Here is a 16,652-nt window from a genome sequence, read left to right as displayed (position 1 = left end):
AGGGCGAACAGCATGCTGCTCGCCCTTTTCATCATCTTATCGCCCGTTGGTGCTCAGCACCTTCAGCGATTGATGGCAATCGGCATGCCGCTGCGCTGCTCCAGGGCCTGCTTGACCCGCTGGGAGTCGCTGTCGGCGTGGGCGATGAAGCGGGTCACCGCCGGGGTGATCGGCAGCGGCGCCGGCAGGCTGGAGTTGAACTCGGCTTCGCTACGGGAGAGCGGCTGGTGCACCTCGAGATAGCGGCGACCATCGGGCTCTTTGGTGGCCTTGATCGGCTGGTTGACGAACTGCACCCGGGTACCGACCGGTACCTGCTTGAACAGGTATTCGATGTCATCGTTGCGCAGGCGCACACAACCGTGGCTCACCCGCAGGCCGATGCCAAACTGGGCGTTGGTGCCGTGGATGGCGTACATCCTGCCGATGTAGAGGGCATAGAGACCCATGGGGTTGTCGGGACCGGCCGGCCAGACCGCAGGCAGAGTCTCGCCACGGGCGGCATATTCGGCGTGCATCTTGGCCGTTGGTGTCCAGGTCGGGCGTTCCTTCTTGCGCTGCACGCTGGTCACCCAGTCCTCCGGAGTATCGGTGCCCAGCTGGCCGATGCCGATGGGCAGCACCTCCACCACCTTCTTGCCCTTGGGATAGTAATAGAGGCGCATCTCGGCCACGTTGATGACCACCCCTTCGCGCGGTGCATCCGGCAGGATTAACTGCTGCGGGATCACCAGCTTCTCGCCGGTCTGCACCAGCAGGGGATCCGCCTTGGGGTTGGCCTCAAGCATGTTGGTCAGCCCGAGCTGGAATTTGGCGGCGACCGCCTCCAGCGGCTGGCCATTTTCCCCGGCCGGCACCACGTATTCCAGATTTTCCCCCACCAGGCGGCTGTTGGCGGCAGGCAGGGCATATTCAACGGCAAACACAGGCGCGGCGGTCAGCAGCAGGCCGTAGCAGAGGGTTGCCACACTATTGCGAAAGAGCTTCATAACTTTCCCATGATGATGACTTGATTGAGGTCTTCGGGCTGGCCCCAAGGCGCAATATGCCTGGGGCCGAAGAGAAGGCCGCCATTCTTCTCCTCTGCCCGGCAAATTTCAACCGACAAGTCGTGACGGGTCAGTGATTAATATTCGCTCAGGCCGCTTGCCCGGTTTTCTGGTCGGCCGGTACGGCCCCGCTTTGCCAGGCGCGCATATCGTAACCTGTGGGAGACTGGTGCAACCGCAGATGAAACTGCTCGATGATGGCAAAAATGTGGTCGAAAATATCGGCCTGGATCCCTTCGTATTCACCCCAGGCAGTGGTCGCGGTGAAGCAGTAGATCTCCAGTGGCAGGCCATCTGACGTGGGGGCCAGTTGGCGCACCATCAGGGTCATGTCATTGCGAATGCCGGGATGGGCCTTGAGGTAGGCATCCAGGTAGGCGCGCAGGGTACCCAGGTTGGTGAGATGGCGGCCGTTGATGGGGCAGTTGATCGCCTCCCTGAGCTGCTGGTTGTAGCTGCTCAGCTCCTGCTCCTTGCGGCTCAGATAGGGGGCCAGCAGTTGGGCCTGCTTGAGCTGCAGTTGCTCGTCTGCAGTCAGGAAACGCACGCTGGTCATGTCGATGTTGACGCTGCGCTTGATGCGGCGACCACCGGATTCGGTCATACCCTGCCAGTTCTTGAACGAGTCGGAGATGAGGGCATAGGTGGGAATAGTGGTGATGGTCTTGTCCCAATTCGACACCTTGACCGTGGTGAGACCGATGTCGGTCACCTCGCCATCGGCACCGTATTTATCCATCTGCAACCAGTCCCCCACGCTCAGCATGCGGTTGGCCGAGAGCTGGATCCCCGCCACCAGGCCGAGGATGGGGTCCTTGAACACCAGCATCAGCACCGCAGTCATGGCACCCAGGCCGCTGAACAGGAAGAGGGGGGATTTGCCGAGCAGCAGGGCGATCATCAGGATGCCGACCAGCACGCTCCCCACCAGCTTGGTGCCCTGGAAGATGCCGCGCAGGGGCAGATCCCGTCCCAGGCTGGTGTTGCGGCTCACTGCCAGCACGCAGTCAAGCAGGGCGAAGAAAGCGAGCAGCAGGAACAGCAAGATCCAGAGCTGGGCCACCACTTCGATCAGCGCCAGGCTGTCGGAGCCGCCGGGCAGCCAGATCTCCGCCTGGGCGAGCAGCACGCCCCCTTGCAGCACAAAGGCGAGCCGGTTGAAGAGCCGCTGCTGCAGCTGGGGCGGCAGCCACACCTGTTTGGCCTTGCCGAGGACCCCGACCAGGCGCACCAGCAGGAAGCGGTGCAGCATCATGTGCAGCAACAACGAGGTGATCAGGATGAAGCCGAGCGCGATCACCAGCGCCATCATGCTGGTCACCTCCACGCCAAGACCGGACAGCCAGCTAAAAAACGCTTCTTTCATTCTTCTCTCCCAAACCTTGCAGCGGTTCGTTGCAACCACCATGGCGGTCAGGGTACCTATCCCCTCCCCCATGTCAAATCGGCCACCACCAGAAACGACAACGCCCGGCACAGGCCGGGCGTTGAGACAACACGAAAAGCGTTAGCCAACCAGGCCGAGGGCATCGCGGGCGATGACCAGCTCTTCGTTGGTGGGGATCACCATGGCCAGACGGCTCTCTTTGGTGGTGATGCGACCCTCGCCACCCAGCACGGCGGCGTTGTTGGCTTCCTGGTCCACTTTGAAGCCGAACAGGGCCAGGCGATCCAGCACCATCTCGCGCACCATAGCGGCGTTCTCACCGATACCACCGGTGAACACCAGGGCATCCAGACGACCATCCATGGCGGCAGCATAGGCGCCAACATACTTGGCCACGCGATAGGTGAAGACATCCAGCGCACGCTTGGCGCCGGCATCGGTCGCATAGTTGGAGGTCACATAGCGGCAGTCGCTGCTCGCCTCGGTCAGACCCAGCAGGCCGGACTCGCGGGTCAGCACCTTGTTGATCTCGTCCACGCTGTAACCGAGCTGATCGTGCATGAAGAAGACGACCGCCGGGTCGATGTCACCGCTGCGGGTGCCCATCGCCAACCCTTCCAGCGGGGTCAGACCCATGGAGGTATCGACGGATTCGCCATTCTTGATGGCGCAAACGGAGGCACCATTGCCCAGATGGCAGTTGATGATGTTCAGCTCTTCGAGCGGCTTGCCCAGCTCCTTGGCAGCTTCTTCCGCAATGAAGCGGTGGGAGGTGCCGTGGGCGCCGTAGCGACGGATGCCGTGCTCGAGATAGAGCTTGTGGGGCAGCGCATAGAGGTAGGCCTCTTGCGGCAGTGTCTGGTGGAAGGCGGTGTCGAACACGGCCACGTTCTTCTCGGCCAGCGCCGGGAATACCTTCAGTGCGGCACGGATGCCGATGAGGTGCGCCGGGTTGTGCAGCGGCGCGAACGGGATGGCCGCCTCGATGCCGGCAATCACGCTGTCATCGATGCGCACGGAGCGGGAGAACTGCTCGCCGCCATGTACGATGCGATGGCCGATGGCAACCAGTTGCCCGGCAAGAGTGGGATCCTGCGGCAGGATGTGGCCCACAATGTGGTCGAGGGCCTCCTGGTGAGCGGCACCCGCTCCCAGCATGGCTTCGCCCTTGACCCCGTGGAGTTTCCATTTGATACGTGCATCATCCAGATTGAAGCATTCGGCCAGGCCGGACAGCATGTCCTCACCTGTTTCGGCGTCCATTACGGCAAATTTCAGGGAAGAGCTACCGCAGTTAAGGATCAGTACCAACTTGCTCATTTTCTACATCTTCCTGTGCTTCGGCTTTATGCCGACAGTGTCGTGTCATCCAAAAGAGGATGGGATTCCCCTGCCGGGGGCTTATGGTCGCAGGAGGGTGCGTCCAATTTTTCAATTCGGGTCGTGCATGGCACTGATTGCAAACGGTGCGCAGCACTCAAGTTCAGGCAGCGTGCAACGCACGCCTTGATTCGATAACGTCAGATATTGACCAGCAGGTCCCTGTGTACCTTGACCACCAGCTTCTTCACTTGGGCGGGTTGCTTGAAGGTACAGAGCGGGCGATGCAGCTCGCCCGGCCAGAAGATGGCGAAATCCCCCGGTTGCAGCGCCAGATAGCTGGTCTGCTCGTCGTCGACGAACCAGAGGTCAGGATGGGGATGGTCGGCGCCCTCACTCACATAGTCATGGGGGCCCACACCGATCCACTCTTCACCGCGCAGCAGCAGCTGGATATCGAGGTACTGCTCATGAAATTCGCCGCGGCGATCCGGGGCCGGCTCGGTCAGATCCTCGCTCACCAGACAGAACAGCGTGAGGCCGTCTATCTCCTGCTTGCCGACGGGGGCATCGCGCCAGTGGGCGACGCTTTTCACCACGTCAGCCATGATGCGGGCGAGCGGCGCTGGCAACGGGGTGCGGTGCAGAGTGTTCAGGCTACCGGTGATCATGGCGCGTCTTTCCTGTTAGGTGTATCTGCGCGGCATCTTTGCCCGCCAATGAAAAAGGACCTGTGTCAGGTCCTTCGATAATGCCGTCTGCGATCCGTGCAAACCGGTTTAGAGCTTTTGCTCGTTGTCTCTTTATGGATGCACTGTTACACACTCGTCCTGTGCTTGCCAAGGCCATGGCACCCAATTGCGCAGTGATCGTACCAGCTGAAACCATATTATTCACCACCCTTTTATCATCGGCTTTGACCAGACGCAAAAACGGGAGCATCAGCTCCCGTTTTTTTCAGGTAATCGGTTTCGTTCAAACCTTGCCGGCGTTTTCCACCGGTTTGGCATACATGGCTCGCCAGATTGCCTTGTGCTCTTCGGGCACCTCGGACTGGCGACTCAGGAAGGCGGCCTGTTCGATGGTGTTGGCGTGGCCGGTCACATCTGCCGCCAGGTAGTTGCTGGGGAAGAGCTGATAGTTGCCCCAGATCGCCTTGTCGATCAGCGCGGCCAACTCGTCCGGATCGCTGAACCCCCCGGTGATGGGAGCGCCGAAGGAGACATGTACCCGCCCCTTCATGCCGACGATGCCGGCAACGATACTCTCGATATCCTCGAATTCGCCCTTCTCGTAACTGCCGTTGACCGACTTCTCGTAAAGCTCGCGCGCCTTGGCCTTGTCGGTAGGATCCAGCTCGTAGCTGATGCTCACCGGCACGATATTGAGGCTGCGCATGTAGTCGGCGAATTCGATTTTCTGCTTCTTGCCATCCACGTAGAACATCTTGAGGATGGCCGGATCCGTCTTGTCATCCCCATCCTTGGCACGCCCTTCCTTCTGGGCGATCCAGATGGAGTGCCCCTCGTGCACCGACTGGCCGATATAGGCCGACAGCTCGCCGAGGGCCTTCATCATCTCCCGCGGCCCCTTGGCGGAGCGCTTGACGATAAAGCTCTTGTTGAGCTTCATCAGCTCGGTAGCGCAGGGTTTGCGCAGCAGGTTGTCACCGATGGCGATGCGCACCGTATCGAAACCATGGGTATAGAGACCCCAGTTGACGAACGCCGGATCCATGGCGATGTCCCTGTGGTTGGAGACAAACAGATAGCCCTGCTCTTTCTTCAGATGCTCGAGCCCGGAGAAGGTCACCCCCTTGGTGGAGGTGGCGATCATGCGGGACATGTACTGGGTCACCCCCATCTGCACCTGATGTACCGTGGTCACCTTGGACCACTTGTAGCGCAATACCTGGCGGATCAGCGGGCGAATGGCCCAGCCCAGCCAGCTCATCAGGGAGCCAAAACGATACTTGGCGATGGCACCGACGAACTCATCATCCTGGATCAGCCGTTCGATGGCGGCGGGCACTTCCTCATCACGGTAAGGGCGAATGTCCGCGAATCTATCTACTTCAGTCACAATGTCAGCCTTGCATGCTAGGGGGGCACGGCCAACCCGAGTTGGCCGGGAAAAAATCAGGGCGCAATTTTACACACTTTTATGACGAGGAGTATGAGGTGGACGTAGATAGTGAGATCTGACCAGTAAAATGAACGGATGGCCCGCAGGCCATCCGGGATCAGGCCTCCACGGTGAAGGAGAGCATCATGCCGGTATCCTCGTGCTCCAGCAGATGGCAGTGCGCCATGTAGGCGCGCTCCTTCGGGGCCGGATGGTCGAAGCGTACCAGCACCTCGCTGCGATTTCCCTCGACTCGCACCATGTCCTTCCAGCCGGCACGATGGGGCGCCACCGCCTGGCCGTTCTCCCGCAGGATCCGGAAACGGGTGCCGTGAATGTGGAAAGGGTGCAGCATCATGTCCCCCTCTCCCGAGATGATCCAGCGCTCGGTCCGGCCCTGCTTGACCGCAAACATCGGCTGGTCCATGACAAATGCCTGACCGTTGATCCGGTTGCCCGTGTGCAGATCCAGCGGCTTGGGCGCCTCTTGCATATCGGCCATGCCGTCGTGCTGCATCTTGGCCATCTCGCCGTGATCCATGCCCTCAATCTTCATGGCGCTCTGTTTGCCGGCATCGCCGTGCGCCATGCTCATGCCCGCCATGGCACCGTGACCATAGCGTTCCATCAGCGCCTGCATCCCCAGGCGATCCAGTTCGGGATCCATCGACAGGGTCAGGGTGCGGCTCGTCATCCCCTCCAATGCGGGCAAGGCCGGCAGACGGGCCAGGCTGTCCGGCAGCCGCCCCTTGCCCTCGATGAGGGAGGGCTGGATCCGCAGCAGCGGCAGTGCGGCATCGAACGGGGCGAGCGTCATGCCCATCTGGCGTACCGGCAGGCTGACCAGATCGAACGCCTTGCCATTGCGGGCATCTACCATCACCTCGAAGCGCTCCCCCGGCAGCAATTCGAGCTTCTCAAGCACAACCGGCTCCGCCAACAGACCGCCATCGCTGCCAATCACATAGAGGGAGCGCCCGTCGCTGGTCGCCACCTTGAGGGAGCGGGCGTTACATCCGTTGAGCAGCCGCAGTCGCAACCAGCCCCTGGGGGCGGCATGGCTCGGGAACTCGGCGCCATTGGTCAGCATCAGATCGCCAAACCAGCCGACCGCCGCACTCATCACATCCAGCCGGTAATCGACCTGATCCTGGCCATCGAGCCGCTTGTCCTGCAGCACGACCGGAATGTCATCCTGGCCCCAGCGGCTGGGCAGGGGCAAGCGCTGGATCTCCTCATCATCAAGGATGAAGAGTCCGGCCAGCCCCATGGCCACCTGATGGCCAGTCCGGCCGTGGGTATGGGGGTGATACCAGCAGGTGGCCGCCGGCTGCTCGATGCGAAATGCCGCCTGCCACTGCTTGCCAGCGGCAATGGTGGCCTGGGGGCCGCCATCGGCGCTGCCCGGCACCTCCAGGCCGTGCCAGTGGATCGTGGTGGTCTCGGAGAGCTGGTTGTTGACCTGCATCGTCAGCGACTGCCCCTGCCGCGCCCGCAGCGTCGGCCCCAGCAGATTGCCGTTGTAGCCCCAGGTGCGGGTCGGCTGGCGCCGCCACTGCATCTGGTCCGGCTGGGCATTGAGCCGGATCACCCCCTTTTCGTCCGGCGCAAGCAGGGCGGGGATCGGCAGGACCGGGCGCTCGGCCGCCAGTACCTGGTTCCACCAGGGCAAGGCGCTGGCCACACCGAGTGCGGTAGAGAGTTTCAGAAAATCGCGACGCTGCATGGATCAATCCTCCTGGTCTGAGACAGACTCTCAGCCTAGATGAGCGCCCAATGGCAAGGTCAAGGGCTGATACACAGACGTGTCTTATTACCCCGGTTCGCCAGCTTGCCACCCGGACTCCTTGCTTTAGCCCAGTGCCAGCGTAACCGCCGCCTCGGCATGGATGGCGGTGGTGTCGTAGAGCGGCACCGCAGCCTTCGCCTCCCCCACCAGCAGGGCAATTTCGGTGCAGCCGAGAATGACAGCCTCGGCCCCGTCTGCCGCCAGCCCCTTGATGATGGCCAGATACTCGGCCCGCGACGATGCGCGGATCTGGCCAAGGCAGAGCTCGTCATAGATGATCCGGTGCACCCGCTCCCGCTGCGCCTCTGGGGGAACCAGCACCTCCAGCCCGAAATGCATCTGCAGCCGCCCCTTGTAGAAATCCTGCTCCATGGTGAAACGGGTACCGAGCAGCCCGACCTTTTTCACCCCATCTGCCAACAACTGGTGGGCAGTGGCATCGGCGATGTGGAGCAGCGGAATGTCGATGGCCGCCTCAATCTCGGGAGCCACCTTGTGCATGGTGTTGGTGCCGATCAGCAGAAAATCGGCGCCACCGGCCTGCACGTTGCGGGCCGCCTCCGCCAGCAGACGGGCGGTAGCGGGCCAGTCACCGGCGTGTTGCAGCCGCTCTATCTCGGCAAAATCGACGCTGCTAAGCAGCACCCTCGCCGAGTGCAGACCGCCGAGGCGCGCCTTTACCCCCCGGTTGAGCGCCTGATAGTAGCTGACGGTGGACTCCCAGCTCATGCCACCCAGCAGACCGATACATTTCATGGGAACTCCTTATGCGATCCGAGCGCAGCACGGCGGCCGCCATCGCGATAAAAAAGGCCCCGAAGGGCCAACAAGACAGACGGTAAAGGCCAGCAGGCCTAAATCCAGATCATCAGCACGCAGGCCGCTGTGGCGAGCCCCATGCCGAGGTTGAAACGACGCCAGCCATGGGCGGTGCGGATAAGGCGGCGCACCTGGGCACCGAACAGCACCCAAAAAGCCCCGGTGTAGAGGCCGGTAATAAAGAAGATGGCCAGCACCCAGAGGGCGGACGGCCAGTAGCCCTCCCCCGCCAGGGTGAAGCCGCTGATGGCGGAGAGCGCCATCATCCACGCCTTGGGATTGAGCAACTGCAGCATGGCCCCCTGATGGGCCGGGATCAGCGGCCGGTTGCCCTCCGCCGGGCCGCTGGCGGTCGCCACCTTCCAGGCCAGCCAGAGCAGGTAGGCCGAGCCGATGAGCTTGAGGCCGTCGTGCAGCAGCGGCACCTTTTCAAACATGACCCCAAGGCCGAGCGCCGTGGCCAGGATCATCAGATTGATCCCCCCCACCACTCCCACCAGCAGGGGAAGGGTGCGGCGAAAACCCTGGGCGGCGCCGGCGCTGGTGAGCAGCATGTTGTTGGGGCCCGGCGTGCCGCAGGTAACCAGGGCAAATCCCGCCAGGGGCAGTAACCAGTTCAGATCCATCTCAACCTCTTGGTGGTACAACACATCCGTTATGGAGCAAGCCTCCTAATATGCAGAGCCGGCCCAGCGGCGACAAGGGCACCAACGCACTTATTTGCATTTTTATGCGTGCCAGGCACAGAGATCCAAGCCGCCAGAGAGTCAATACCAGAGCATCACCACACAGAGCGCCGTCAGCAGGCCGAGGGAGCCATTGAGGCGATGCCAGCCCCGATCCGTGCTGATCCAGTTGCTCAGCTGATGGCCGAACAGCACCCAGACAAAGCAGACTGGAAACCCCACCAGCGGGAAGATCAGCATGATCCCCCACAGGCTCGGCCAGTAGCTGGCGCCGGGCAGGCTGAACAGGCTGATGGCGGAGATCCCCATCATCCACGCCTTGGGATTGAGAAACTGAAAGCCCAGCCCCTCCAGCAAGGTCAGCGGACGGGCTCGCCGGGCCGGATCGCCGGGAGCGCCGGCCACCGCGATGCGCCAGGCCAGCCACAGCAGATAGAGGCTGCCGAAGATCTGCAACCCCACCCGCAGCGGCGGCCAGCTCTCGAACAGGGGATAGAGCCCCAGCGCCAGCACCAGTTGCAGCACGGGCTGCCCCACCGCCACCCCGGTCAGGTGTGGCAGGGTGCGACGCACCCCAAAATTGGCGCCGGACGCCGTAAGCATCAGGTTGTTGGGGCCCGGCGTGCCACAGGTGAGCAGGGCAAACCCGAACAGGGTGACATACCATTCCATTGTCATCTTTGTACTCCTGAATTGCGGCAAATTGTATCGATACAATTTACTGTCATTGATTGTTATTAGGTTGAATTTCACGCTATATTGCCGATACATTTCGATCAATGGATTTATTGTCACCATGACAATCTGGACCCCGGACATCACAACCTTCGACGGCCCCCTCTACCTCAAGCTGATCAAGGCCATCGAGCGCGACATAGCCAACGGCACCTTGCCGGCGCAGACCCGCCTGCCCACCCACAGGGCGTTGGCGGACAGGCTGGGAGTGACGGTTGGCACCATCACCCGCGCCTATGGCGAGGCGGAGCGGCGCGGCCTGCTGGCCGCCCGGGTGGGGCACGGGACCTGGGTCAAGGGGGACAATGAGGATCCGGCCAACGCCTGGGTGATCCGCAAGGAGGAGGGGCATCGCATCGAGCTGTGGCAGAACCTGCCGGTGCAACTGGATCGGGCGGCCATCATCCGCCCCATGCTGGAAGAGCTGGCCGGCGGGGATCTCAACACCCTGCTCGGCTACGACAAGGAGGCGGGCCAGCCCGGCCAGCGCCAGCTGTTTATCGACTGGCTGGCGGAACAGGGCGTAGCGGGGAGTGAGGAGCGCCTGCTGTTCAGCCACGGCGCCCAGCACGGTATCACGCTGGCACTGCTGGCCACCGGCTGCGTGGGGGAGACCCTGTTCTGTGAAGGGCTCAGCTATCCCGGCATGCTGGGCAACGCCCGCCAGCTGAAGAACCAGGTGGTGGGACTGGCAATGGACGAGGAGGGGCTGATCCCCGCCGCGCTGGAGGCGGCCTGCCGCACTCGCCGTGCCAAGCTGCTCTACCTCACCCCGACCTTGCAAAACCCCACCACGGCCACCATGAGCCTGGCCCGGCGCGAGGCCATCGTCGCCATCGCCCGCCGCCACGATCTGCTGATCGTCGAGGATGACGTCAATGGCCTGCTACCCCAGACACCGGTGATGCCGCTGGTCAACCTGGCGCCGGAGCGGGTCATCTACCTCGGCAGCCTGGCCAAGATCGCCTGTGGCGGCCTGCGAGTCGGCTTCGCGCTGGTGCCAAGTGCCCTGCGCAGCGCCTTCGCCCAGACGATGCGATTGTCGAGCTGGATGGTAAGCCCGCTACTCATCGAACTGGCTTGCAAGCTGGTGAGCCAGCGCCAGATCATGCCATTGGTCGAACAGCAGCGGCAGATCCTGGCACGGCGCGGCGAACTGCTGCGCCACCTGTTGCCGGGGGCGTGCTGGCAGGCGGGATCCATGCATGCCTGGTTGCCGCTGCCCGAGCCCTGGCGCAGCCAGGAGTTCGCCGAGGCCGCCAACGCCCTGGATGTCGGGGTGGCGAGCGGGGAGCACTTCGCCGCCGGCCAGTTTGCCGCCCCACAAGGGGTGCGTCTGAGCCTCAGCCAACCGGCCACCGACGCTCGCGTCGCCGAGGGGCTGGATCGGCTGGCGCAATTGCTGCGGGGCACACCGCCCACCAATCCCCTGCTATAGTGGGCCAGCGTCCATCACCCGGCCCATCCATGCGCTCAAAGGAGAGTCCATGCACCCGTTTCGCGCCCCGTTCTTGCTTATCACCCTGCTGCTGGGAGGCTGCGCCTCACCCGCCCATCAACAGCTGGGGGCGGCGCTGGACGGGCTGGAGGGGGAGCTGAACCGGCTGGAAGAGGAGCTGGCGGCCATGAACGGCCTCCATTACCAGAAGGCGATCGATGCCCCCCTGAGCCTGCGCCGCTACCTGAACGCCCCTCGCCCCACGGCCGAGGGGTTGATCCCGATCCGCAGCCAGTTGCAGGATGGCCCTCTCCTTCACTACGACTACCGCTTGCCTGTGGGCATGACGAGCCTGCCGCTGGACAACCCCTGCCTGCGCTACGAATTCGAGCTGCGCCACCTCGGCAGGTTGGGCAAGCTGGCGCTGCACTGGCAGGATGCCCAGGGCCAGCAGAGCCGCCTCATTCGCCAGGATGAGTGCCCCTTCTCCCCCAAGGGGCCCGGTCTGCTCTGACATCTGCGGGCCATGTCCACCTCAACCCGAAAACAAAAAGAGCTGCCGAGGCAGCTCTTTTTGCATCATGACCCACATTTAGCCGAGGCTGTCATGGTCGAGGACGGTTTTCAAGAAATCCTTCCAACTGATGATGCCCACCAGGGCGCCGTTTTCCAGCACCGGCAGGCAGGAGACGTTCTTCTCCAGCATCAGCTTGATGCCGTCCCGCAGCGGCAGGTTGGGGGCAATGGTGACCAACTGACGGCTCATGATCTGGTGGGCACGGCGGTTGAGGGTCTCGGTGTCGCGGCTCATCTCGGCCTCGGAGTCGAGATAGGGGCTGATGGCGCGAAACAGATCCCGATCCGAGATGACGCCGACCAGCTCCTCCTCCTCCAGCACCAGCAGATGGCGAAAGTGAGCCTGCTCGAAGATATCCTTGATGACCCCGAGCCTGTCATCCATGGAGACGGTGGCGACCCGGGTCGTCATGATGTCCCTGATATGCAGCATGCTAGCCTCCACCATCCTGATTGATAGTTCTGTTATGACATGTTTTTGCGGCGCCAGCCAGTAGCAGGCCCGCACCTCAAGTGCAAACCGGCGCCATTTCACGTAAGATCCGCGCCAGTTTTTCTCCTCCATTTTTGAGCAAGCAGATCCCACCCATGATAGTTGCCAGTCAAATCGAACTGATCCGCGGCGGCCGCAAGCTGCTGGACAACGCGTCCGCCACCATACACCCGGGCCACAAGGTGGGCCTGGTGGGCAAGAACGGCAGTGGCAAGTCCACCTTTTTTGCACTGGTACGGGGGGAGCTGGCCATCGACAGCGGCACCTTCAGCCTGCCCGCCGGCTGGCAAATTGCGGGGGTCGCCCAGGAGACCCCGGCGCTGGAGTGCTCGGCTCTCGACTACGTGATCGATGGTGACAGGGAGTTTCGCGCACTGGAAGCCCAGCTGGCCCAGGCCGAGCAAGATGACAACGGTCTGCTGGTGGCCGAGCTGCACAGCAAGCTCGACACCATAGGCGCTTACAGCATTCGCGCTCGCGCAGCCGAGCTGCTGCACGGTCTCGGCTTTGGCGACGAGCAGTTGAGCTCGCCAGTACGCAGCTTCTCCGGTGGCTGGCGCATGCGCCTCAACCTCGCCCAGGCGCTGCTGTGCCGCTCCGATCTGCTGCTGCTTGATGAACCGACCAACCACCTGGATTTGGACGCCGTCATCTGGCTGGAGAAGTGGCTCAAGGGTTATCAGGGCACCCTGGTGCTCATCTCGCACGACCGCGACTTCCTCGACTCGGTCGTGGGCCGCATCATCCATATCGAGAACGGCAAGCTCAACGAATACACAGGCGGCTACTCCGACTTCGAACTGCAACGCGCCGAACACCTGGCCCAGCAGCAGTCGATGTACGAGAAGCAGCAGCGCGAGATGGCCCACATGCAATCCTATGTGGACCGCTTCCGCTACAAGGCTTCCAAGGCTCGTCAGGCCCAGAGCCGCCTCAAGGCCATGGAGCGGATGGAGAAGATCCTGCCCGCCCACGCTGACTCCGAATTCAGCTTCGAGTTTCGCGAACCCTCGGCCCTGCCGACCCCGCTGATTGCCATGGAAAACCTCAGCGCCGGTTACGGCGACAAGGTGATCCTGGAGAAGATCAAGCTCAACCTGGTACCGGGTTCCCGTATCGGCCTCTTGGGTCGCAACGGCGCCGGCAAGTCCACCTTTATCAAAATGCTGGCAGGCTCCAACCCGCCGCTTTCGGGCAAGCTGGAAGTGAGCGCCGGGGTCAGCATCGGCTACTTCGCCCAGCATCAGCTGGAGACCCTGCGCCTGGACGACTCGCCCCTCGATCACCTGGTGCGCCTCGCGCCGGACAAGACAGAGCAGGAGCTTCGCAACTATCTGGGCAGCTTCGGCTTTCACGGCGACAAGGCGCTCGACAAGGTGGCCCCCTTCTCCGGCGGCGAGAAGGCGCGACTGGTGCTGGCCCTCATCACCTGGCAAAAGCCGAATCTCTTGCTGCTCGATGAACCGACCAACCACCTGGATCTGGAGATGCGCCACGCCCTGACCATGGCGCTGCAAGGATTCGAGGGGGCCATGGTGGTGGTCTCTCACGACCGTCACCTGCTGCGCACCACCACCGACGACTTCTATCTGGTGCACGGTGGCCGGGTCGAGCCGTTCGACGGCGATCTCGACGACTACCACAAGTGGCTCGGCGAGCAGGAGAAAGAGGCCAACGCCAAGCCGACTGATGCCCCCGCAGCCGCCAACTCGGCGGTGGCGCGCAAGGATCAGAAGCGCCGCGAGGCGGAGTTCCGCCAGCAGACCAGGCCGCTGCGCCAGAAGCTGGAGAAACTCGAAACCAGCATGGAGAAGCTGCAGGAGAAACTCGCCGAGATCGAGACCCAGCTGGCCGACCCGGCCATCTATGAAGAGAGCGCCAAGGGCAAGCTGTCCGAGCTGCTCAAGTCCCAGGGCCCCATCAAGGAGGAGCTGGAAAACGTCGAGATGGAGTGGATGAGCCTCTCCGAGGAGCTGGAAACCATGGAGCAAGCCTTCCTTGCGTAATTTGTCACTGGTGGCGACCGACGCAGTCGCCGAACACGAACTGCCGAGCCCGCTCGATTTCTGGCACTGGAGCGGCGAGGTCTATGGTGCACGCAGCCAGGACTGGCTCCAGGTTCAGGAGCTGGGGGGCTGCGTCAATCTGGCGCTCTTGCTGCATCGACTCGATCAATGCGGGATCCCGGTCGATCTCACCGACCTGCAACCTGCCCTGGTGCAGACCGAGGCGGTGCTGACCCCCTGGCGCGCCCTGCGCAAAAGCGCCAAAGCGCGAGTCGGCGAGCAGGAGTATCAGGCCATGCTGGCCCACGAGCTGGAGCTGGAGCGGCTGCAGCAGGGGGTGCTGCTGCAAACCCTGCGCGAGCTTTCCCTCTACCGGGGCAAGAGCCACAATCTGTTGAACTATCTATCGTTACTGGGTGCCCAGCAGGGCCCCCTCAGAGATCTAATATGCTGAGCTATCGCCACGCCTTTCACGCCGGCAACCATGCCGACGTGCTGAAACACGCCGTCCAGGCCCTGATCATCGAGTCCCTCAAGAAGAAGGAGAAACCCTTCATCGTGCTGGATACCCATGCCGGCGGCGGTCTCTACGACCTGCGCGGCGACTGGTCGCAGAAGAAGGCGGAATATGCCGATGGCATCGGTCGGTTGTGGAACGAGCGGGCCCAGTGGCCGGCCATGGCCCCCTATCTGGACGTCATCGCCGACATGAATGTCGATGGCCAGCTGCACTACTACCCGGGCTCCCCCGAGCTGTCGCGCCGCCTCACCCGCGAGCAGGACAAGCTGGCGCTGATGGAGCTGCACAACAACGAGGTAGAAGATCTGCGCGCCAACATGGGTTACGACCCGCGCGTCGCCGTTCACCATCGCGACGGCTTCGAGGGGCTGGTAGCCCTGCTGCCCCCCACCCCGCGCCGCGGCCTGGTGCTGATCGACCCGCCCTATGAGCTCAAGGAAGACTACTTCGCGGTGGTCGATACCCTGAAAAAGGCGCACAAGCGCTGGGCCACCGGCATCTACGCGCTCTGGTATCCCATCCTCGGCCAGGAGGCGGACAAGTCCCGCGACATGCTGCGCGCCATCAAGCGCGAAAACTTCGGTAACGTCCTGGTCGCCGAGCTGGAAGTAGCCGGCCAAACCAGCGATTGGGGCATGAATGGATCAGGGATGCTGATCATCAGCCCCCCCTGGATGCTGGACCAGCAGATCGAAGCCTTCTTGAAACCCTTGTGCGCCAAGCTGGCCCAGGGCGCCGGTGCCCAGTACAAGGTGGAGTGGCTCAACAAGGTGGAAGAGTAACCGCCTGAAAAACAGGAAAACCGACAAGGGCCTGCCATTGTAGGCCCTTTTTATTGGCAGGATCGGCGGGCAGCTCGGGTGCCATGGCTGGCAATCAGGGGCCGGTGGGTCTGTCCAGGTGCAAAACCAGCAACAGCAGGGCCAGCAGACCCAAGGGCGGAAACAGGGAGAGCAGGGCGCAGAGGGTGGCGATCAGGGCGGGGCGCTCGCTTCTGCGACGGGCCAGCCAATAGGCCAGCTCCCCCCACGACGATCATCAGCAACAGTATGCCCTGTCCCAGCAGGGTGGCGTTGATATTCATATGCATGAAAGCTCCTTTTTCATGGCAAAACATCATGTTAGCGCGGCAACAGTTCAAGGCAAGCCCCAGTCTGGCAACAAGACATTTGATAGGCATTCTCTATCCAACCATTAGATGAGAATAGTTTTCATTTAATAGCATTCCGGGTGATACTACCAACATCACCAAAGGGAGCCGCCATCATGAAAAAGACCATCAGCTTTGCCGCCCTGCACTTCACCGTTGCCTTTACCCTGGCCTATCTACTGACCGGCGAGCTGCTGACCGCCAGCCTGATCGCCCTCATCGAACCCGCCGTCAACACGGTCGCCTTCTACTTTCACGATGTCGCCTGGCACAAATTCAAGCCCAGTCACAGCCTGCAGGCCAAGACCAGCAGCTTCGCCCTGGTGCATTTCTCGGTGGCCTTCGGCGTCGCCTTCCTGCTGAGCGGCGAACTGCTCACCGGCGGCGTGATGGCGATGATCGAACCCACCATCAACACAGTCGTTTTCTTCTTCCACGAGCGGCTGTGGCGTGCCCGCCAGCAGCTGGTGCTGGCCTGATCCCTGGCTCCGGGCTTTACGCGCCAACCCGTGCCGCCAGCGCCAAAAAAGCGCTCGGCGGCATGAGGGCTTTTGTGTTTT

Annotated in this window: 16 protein-coding genes and 1 pseudogene; 6 read left to right on the top strand and 11 right to left on the bottom strand. The window is 62.4% G+C overall.

What is annotated here, in order from left to right; translation table 11 throughout:
• Positions 1 to 62: 62 nt before the first annotated feature.
• The 9 genes from I6L37_RS08440 to I6L37_RS08400 form a co-directional block, all read right to left on the bottom strand.
• A complete protein-coding gene (locus I6L37_RS08440; RefSeq protein ID WP_216993766.1) occupies positions 63 to 989 on the bottom strand; it encodes a L,D-transpeptidase family protein in 927 nt (308 codons plus the stop codon).
• A 148-nt stretch (positions 990 to 1,137) separates the two neighbouring features.
• A complete protein-coding gene (locus tag I6L37_RS08435) occupies positions 1,138 to 2,415 on the bottom strand; it encodes a mechanosensitive ion channel family protein (protein ID WP_042026890.1) in 1,278 nt (425 codons plus the stop codon).
• A 141-nt stretch (positions 2,416 to 2,556) separates the two neighbouring features.
• Complete coding sequence (locus tag I6L37_RS08430) at positions 2,557 to 3,756, bottom strand: acetate kinase (protein WP_216993765.1); 1,200 nt, start codon at positions 3,754 to 3,756, stop codon at positions 2,557 to 2,559.
• Positions 3,757 to 3,956: 200 nt separating this feature from the next.
• The gene (locus tag I6L37_RS08425) at positions 3,957 to 4,427 is read right to left on the bottom strand and encodes a YhcH/YjgK/YiaL family protein (RefSeq protein WP_042026893.1); all 471 of its coding nucleotides are present in this window, start codon (positions 4,425 to 4,427) and stop codon (positions 3,957 to 3,959) included.
• Between the two features lie 304 nt (positions 4,428 to 4,731).
• On the bottom strand, positions 4,732 to 5,838 hold the full coding sequence (locus I6L37_RS08420) for a 1-acyl-sn-glycerol-3-phosphate acyltransferase (RefSeq protein WP_216993764.1): 1,107 nt from the start codon (positions 5,836 to 5,838) through the stop codon (positions 4,732 to 4,734).
• A gap of 160 nt (positions 5,839 to 5,998) precedes the next feature.
• Entirely contained in the window at positions 5,999 to 7,606 is a 1,608-nt protein-coding gene (gene cueO, locus I6L37_RS08415) for a multicopper oxidase CueO (RefSeq protein WP_216993763.1), read from the bottom strand.
• A 126-nt stretch (positions 7,607 to 7,732) separates the two neighbouring features.
• A complete protein-coding gene (locus tag I6L37_RS08410; RefSeq protein WP_216993762.1) occupies positions 7,733 to 8,425 on the bottom strand; it encodes an aspartate/glutamate racemase family protein in 693 nt (230 codons plus the stop codon).
• Between the two features lie 98 nt (positions 8,426 to 8,523).
• Positions 8,524 to 9,114 carry a LysE family translocator gene (locus I6L37_RS08405; protein WP_042026897.1) on the bottom strand — a complete coding sequence of 197 codons (591 nt, stop codon included), beginning with the start codon at positions 9,112 to 9,114 and terminating at the stop codon, positions 8,524 to 8,526.
• A gap of 141 nt (positions 9,115 to 9,255) precedes the next feature.
• Positions 9,256 to 9,852 (bottom strand): LysE family translocator, encoded by a 597-nt coding sequence (locus tag I6L37_RS08400; protein ID WP_201979236.1) that lies wholly within the window; start codon positions 9,850 to 9,852, stop codon positions 9,256 to 9,258.
• A 118-nt stretch (positions 9,853 to 9,970) separates the two neighbouring features.
• Between I6L37_RS08400 and I6L37_RS08395 the strand changes: the two genes are divergently transcribed.
• Both I6L37_RS08395 and I6L37_RS08390 read left to right on the top strand, forming a co-directional pair.
• A complete protein-coding gene (locus I6L37_RS08395; RefSeq protein ID WP_216993761.1) occupies positions 9,971 to 11,347 on the top strand; it encodes a PLP-dependent aminotransferase family protein in 1,377 nt (458 codons plus the stop codon).
• Positions 11,348 to 11,396: 49 nt separating this feature from the next.
• Entirely contained in the window at positions 11,397 to 11,861 is a 465-nt protein-coding gene (locus I6L37_RS08390; protein WP_216993760.1) for a hypothetical protein, read from the top strand.
• Between the two features lie 78 nt (positions 11,862 to 11,939).
• Here the strand turns inward: I6L37_RS08390 and I6L37_RS08385 are convergent, their stop codons facing one another.
• Positions 11,940 to 12,356 carry a CBS domain-containing protein gene (locus tag I6L37_RS08385; protein ID WP_216993759.1) on the bottom strand — a complete coding sequence of 139 codons (417 nt, stop codon included), beginning with the start codon at positions 12,354 to 12,356 and terminating at the stop codon, positions 11,940 to 11,942.
• A 155-nt stretch (positions 12,357 to 12,511) separates the two neighbouring features.
• Here I6L37_RS08385 and I6L37_RS08380 point away from each other — a divergent pair, with 155 nt between their 5' ends.
• From I6L37_RS08380 to I6L37_RS08370, 3 genes are read left to right on the top strand one after another with little or no spacing between them, the layout of a single operon-like run.
• The gene (locus tag I6L37_RS08380) at positions 12,512 to 14,422 is read left to right on the top strand and encodes an ABC transporter ATP-binding protein (RefSeq protein WP_216993758.1); all 1,911 of its coding nucleotides are present in this window, start codon (positions 12,512 to 12,514) and stop codon (positions 14,420 to 14,422) included.
• A complete protein-coding gene (locus tag I6L37_RS08375) occupies positions 14,415 to 14,876 on the top strand; it encodes a DUF2390 domain-containing protein (RefSeq protein ID WP_216993757.1) in 462 nt (153 codons plus the stop codon). The genes I6L37_RS08380 and I6L37_RS08375 overlap by 8 nt, the downstream gene beginning before the upstream one ends.
• Positions 14,870 to 15,724 (top strand): 23S rRNA (adenine(2030)-N(6))-methyltransferase RlmJ, encoded by an 855-nt coding sequence (locus I6L37_RS08370; protein WP_216993756.1) that lies wholly within the window; start codon positions 14,870 to 14,872, stop codon positions 15,722 to 15,724. The genes I6L37_RS08375 and I6L37_RS08370 overlap by 7 nt, the downstream gene beginning before the upstream one ends.
• Positions 15,725 to 15,818: 94 nt before the next feature.
• Here I6L37_RS08370 and I6L37_RS22060 read toward each other — a convergent pair.
• Positions 15,819 to 16,026, bottom strand: a pseudogene (locus I6L37_RS22060) (hypothetical protein).
• 182 nt (positions 16,027 to 16,208) lie between these two features.
• Here I6L37_RS22060 and I6L37_RS08365 point away from each other — a divergent pair.
• Positions 16,209 to 16,571, top strand: coding sequence for a DUF2061 domain-containing protein (locus I6L37_RS08365; RefSeq protein WP_026456048.1), 363 nt, complete (start codon positions 16,209 to 16,211; stop codon positions 16,569 to 16,571).
• The last annotated feature ends 81 nt before the right edge of the window (positions 16,572 to 16,652 follow it).

It is taken from the genome of Aeromonas sp. FDAARGOS 1407, from assembly GCF_019048725.1.
Taxonomy (GTDB): Bacteria; Pseudomonadota; Gammaproteobacteria; order Enterobacterales; family Aeromonadaceae; genus Aeromonas; species Aeromonas enteropelogenes.
Note: the sequence above shows the minus strand (reverse complement) of the source record. Positions and strands in the feature narration are given on the sequence as shown.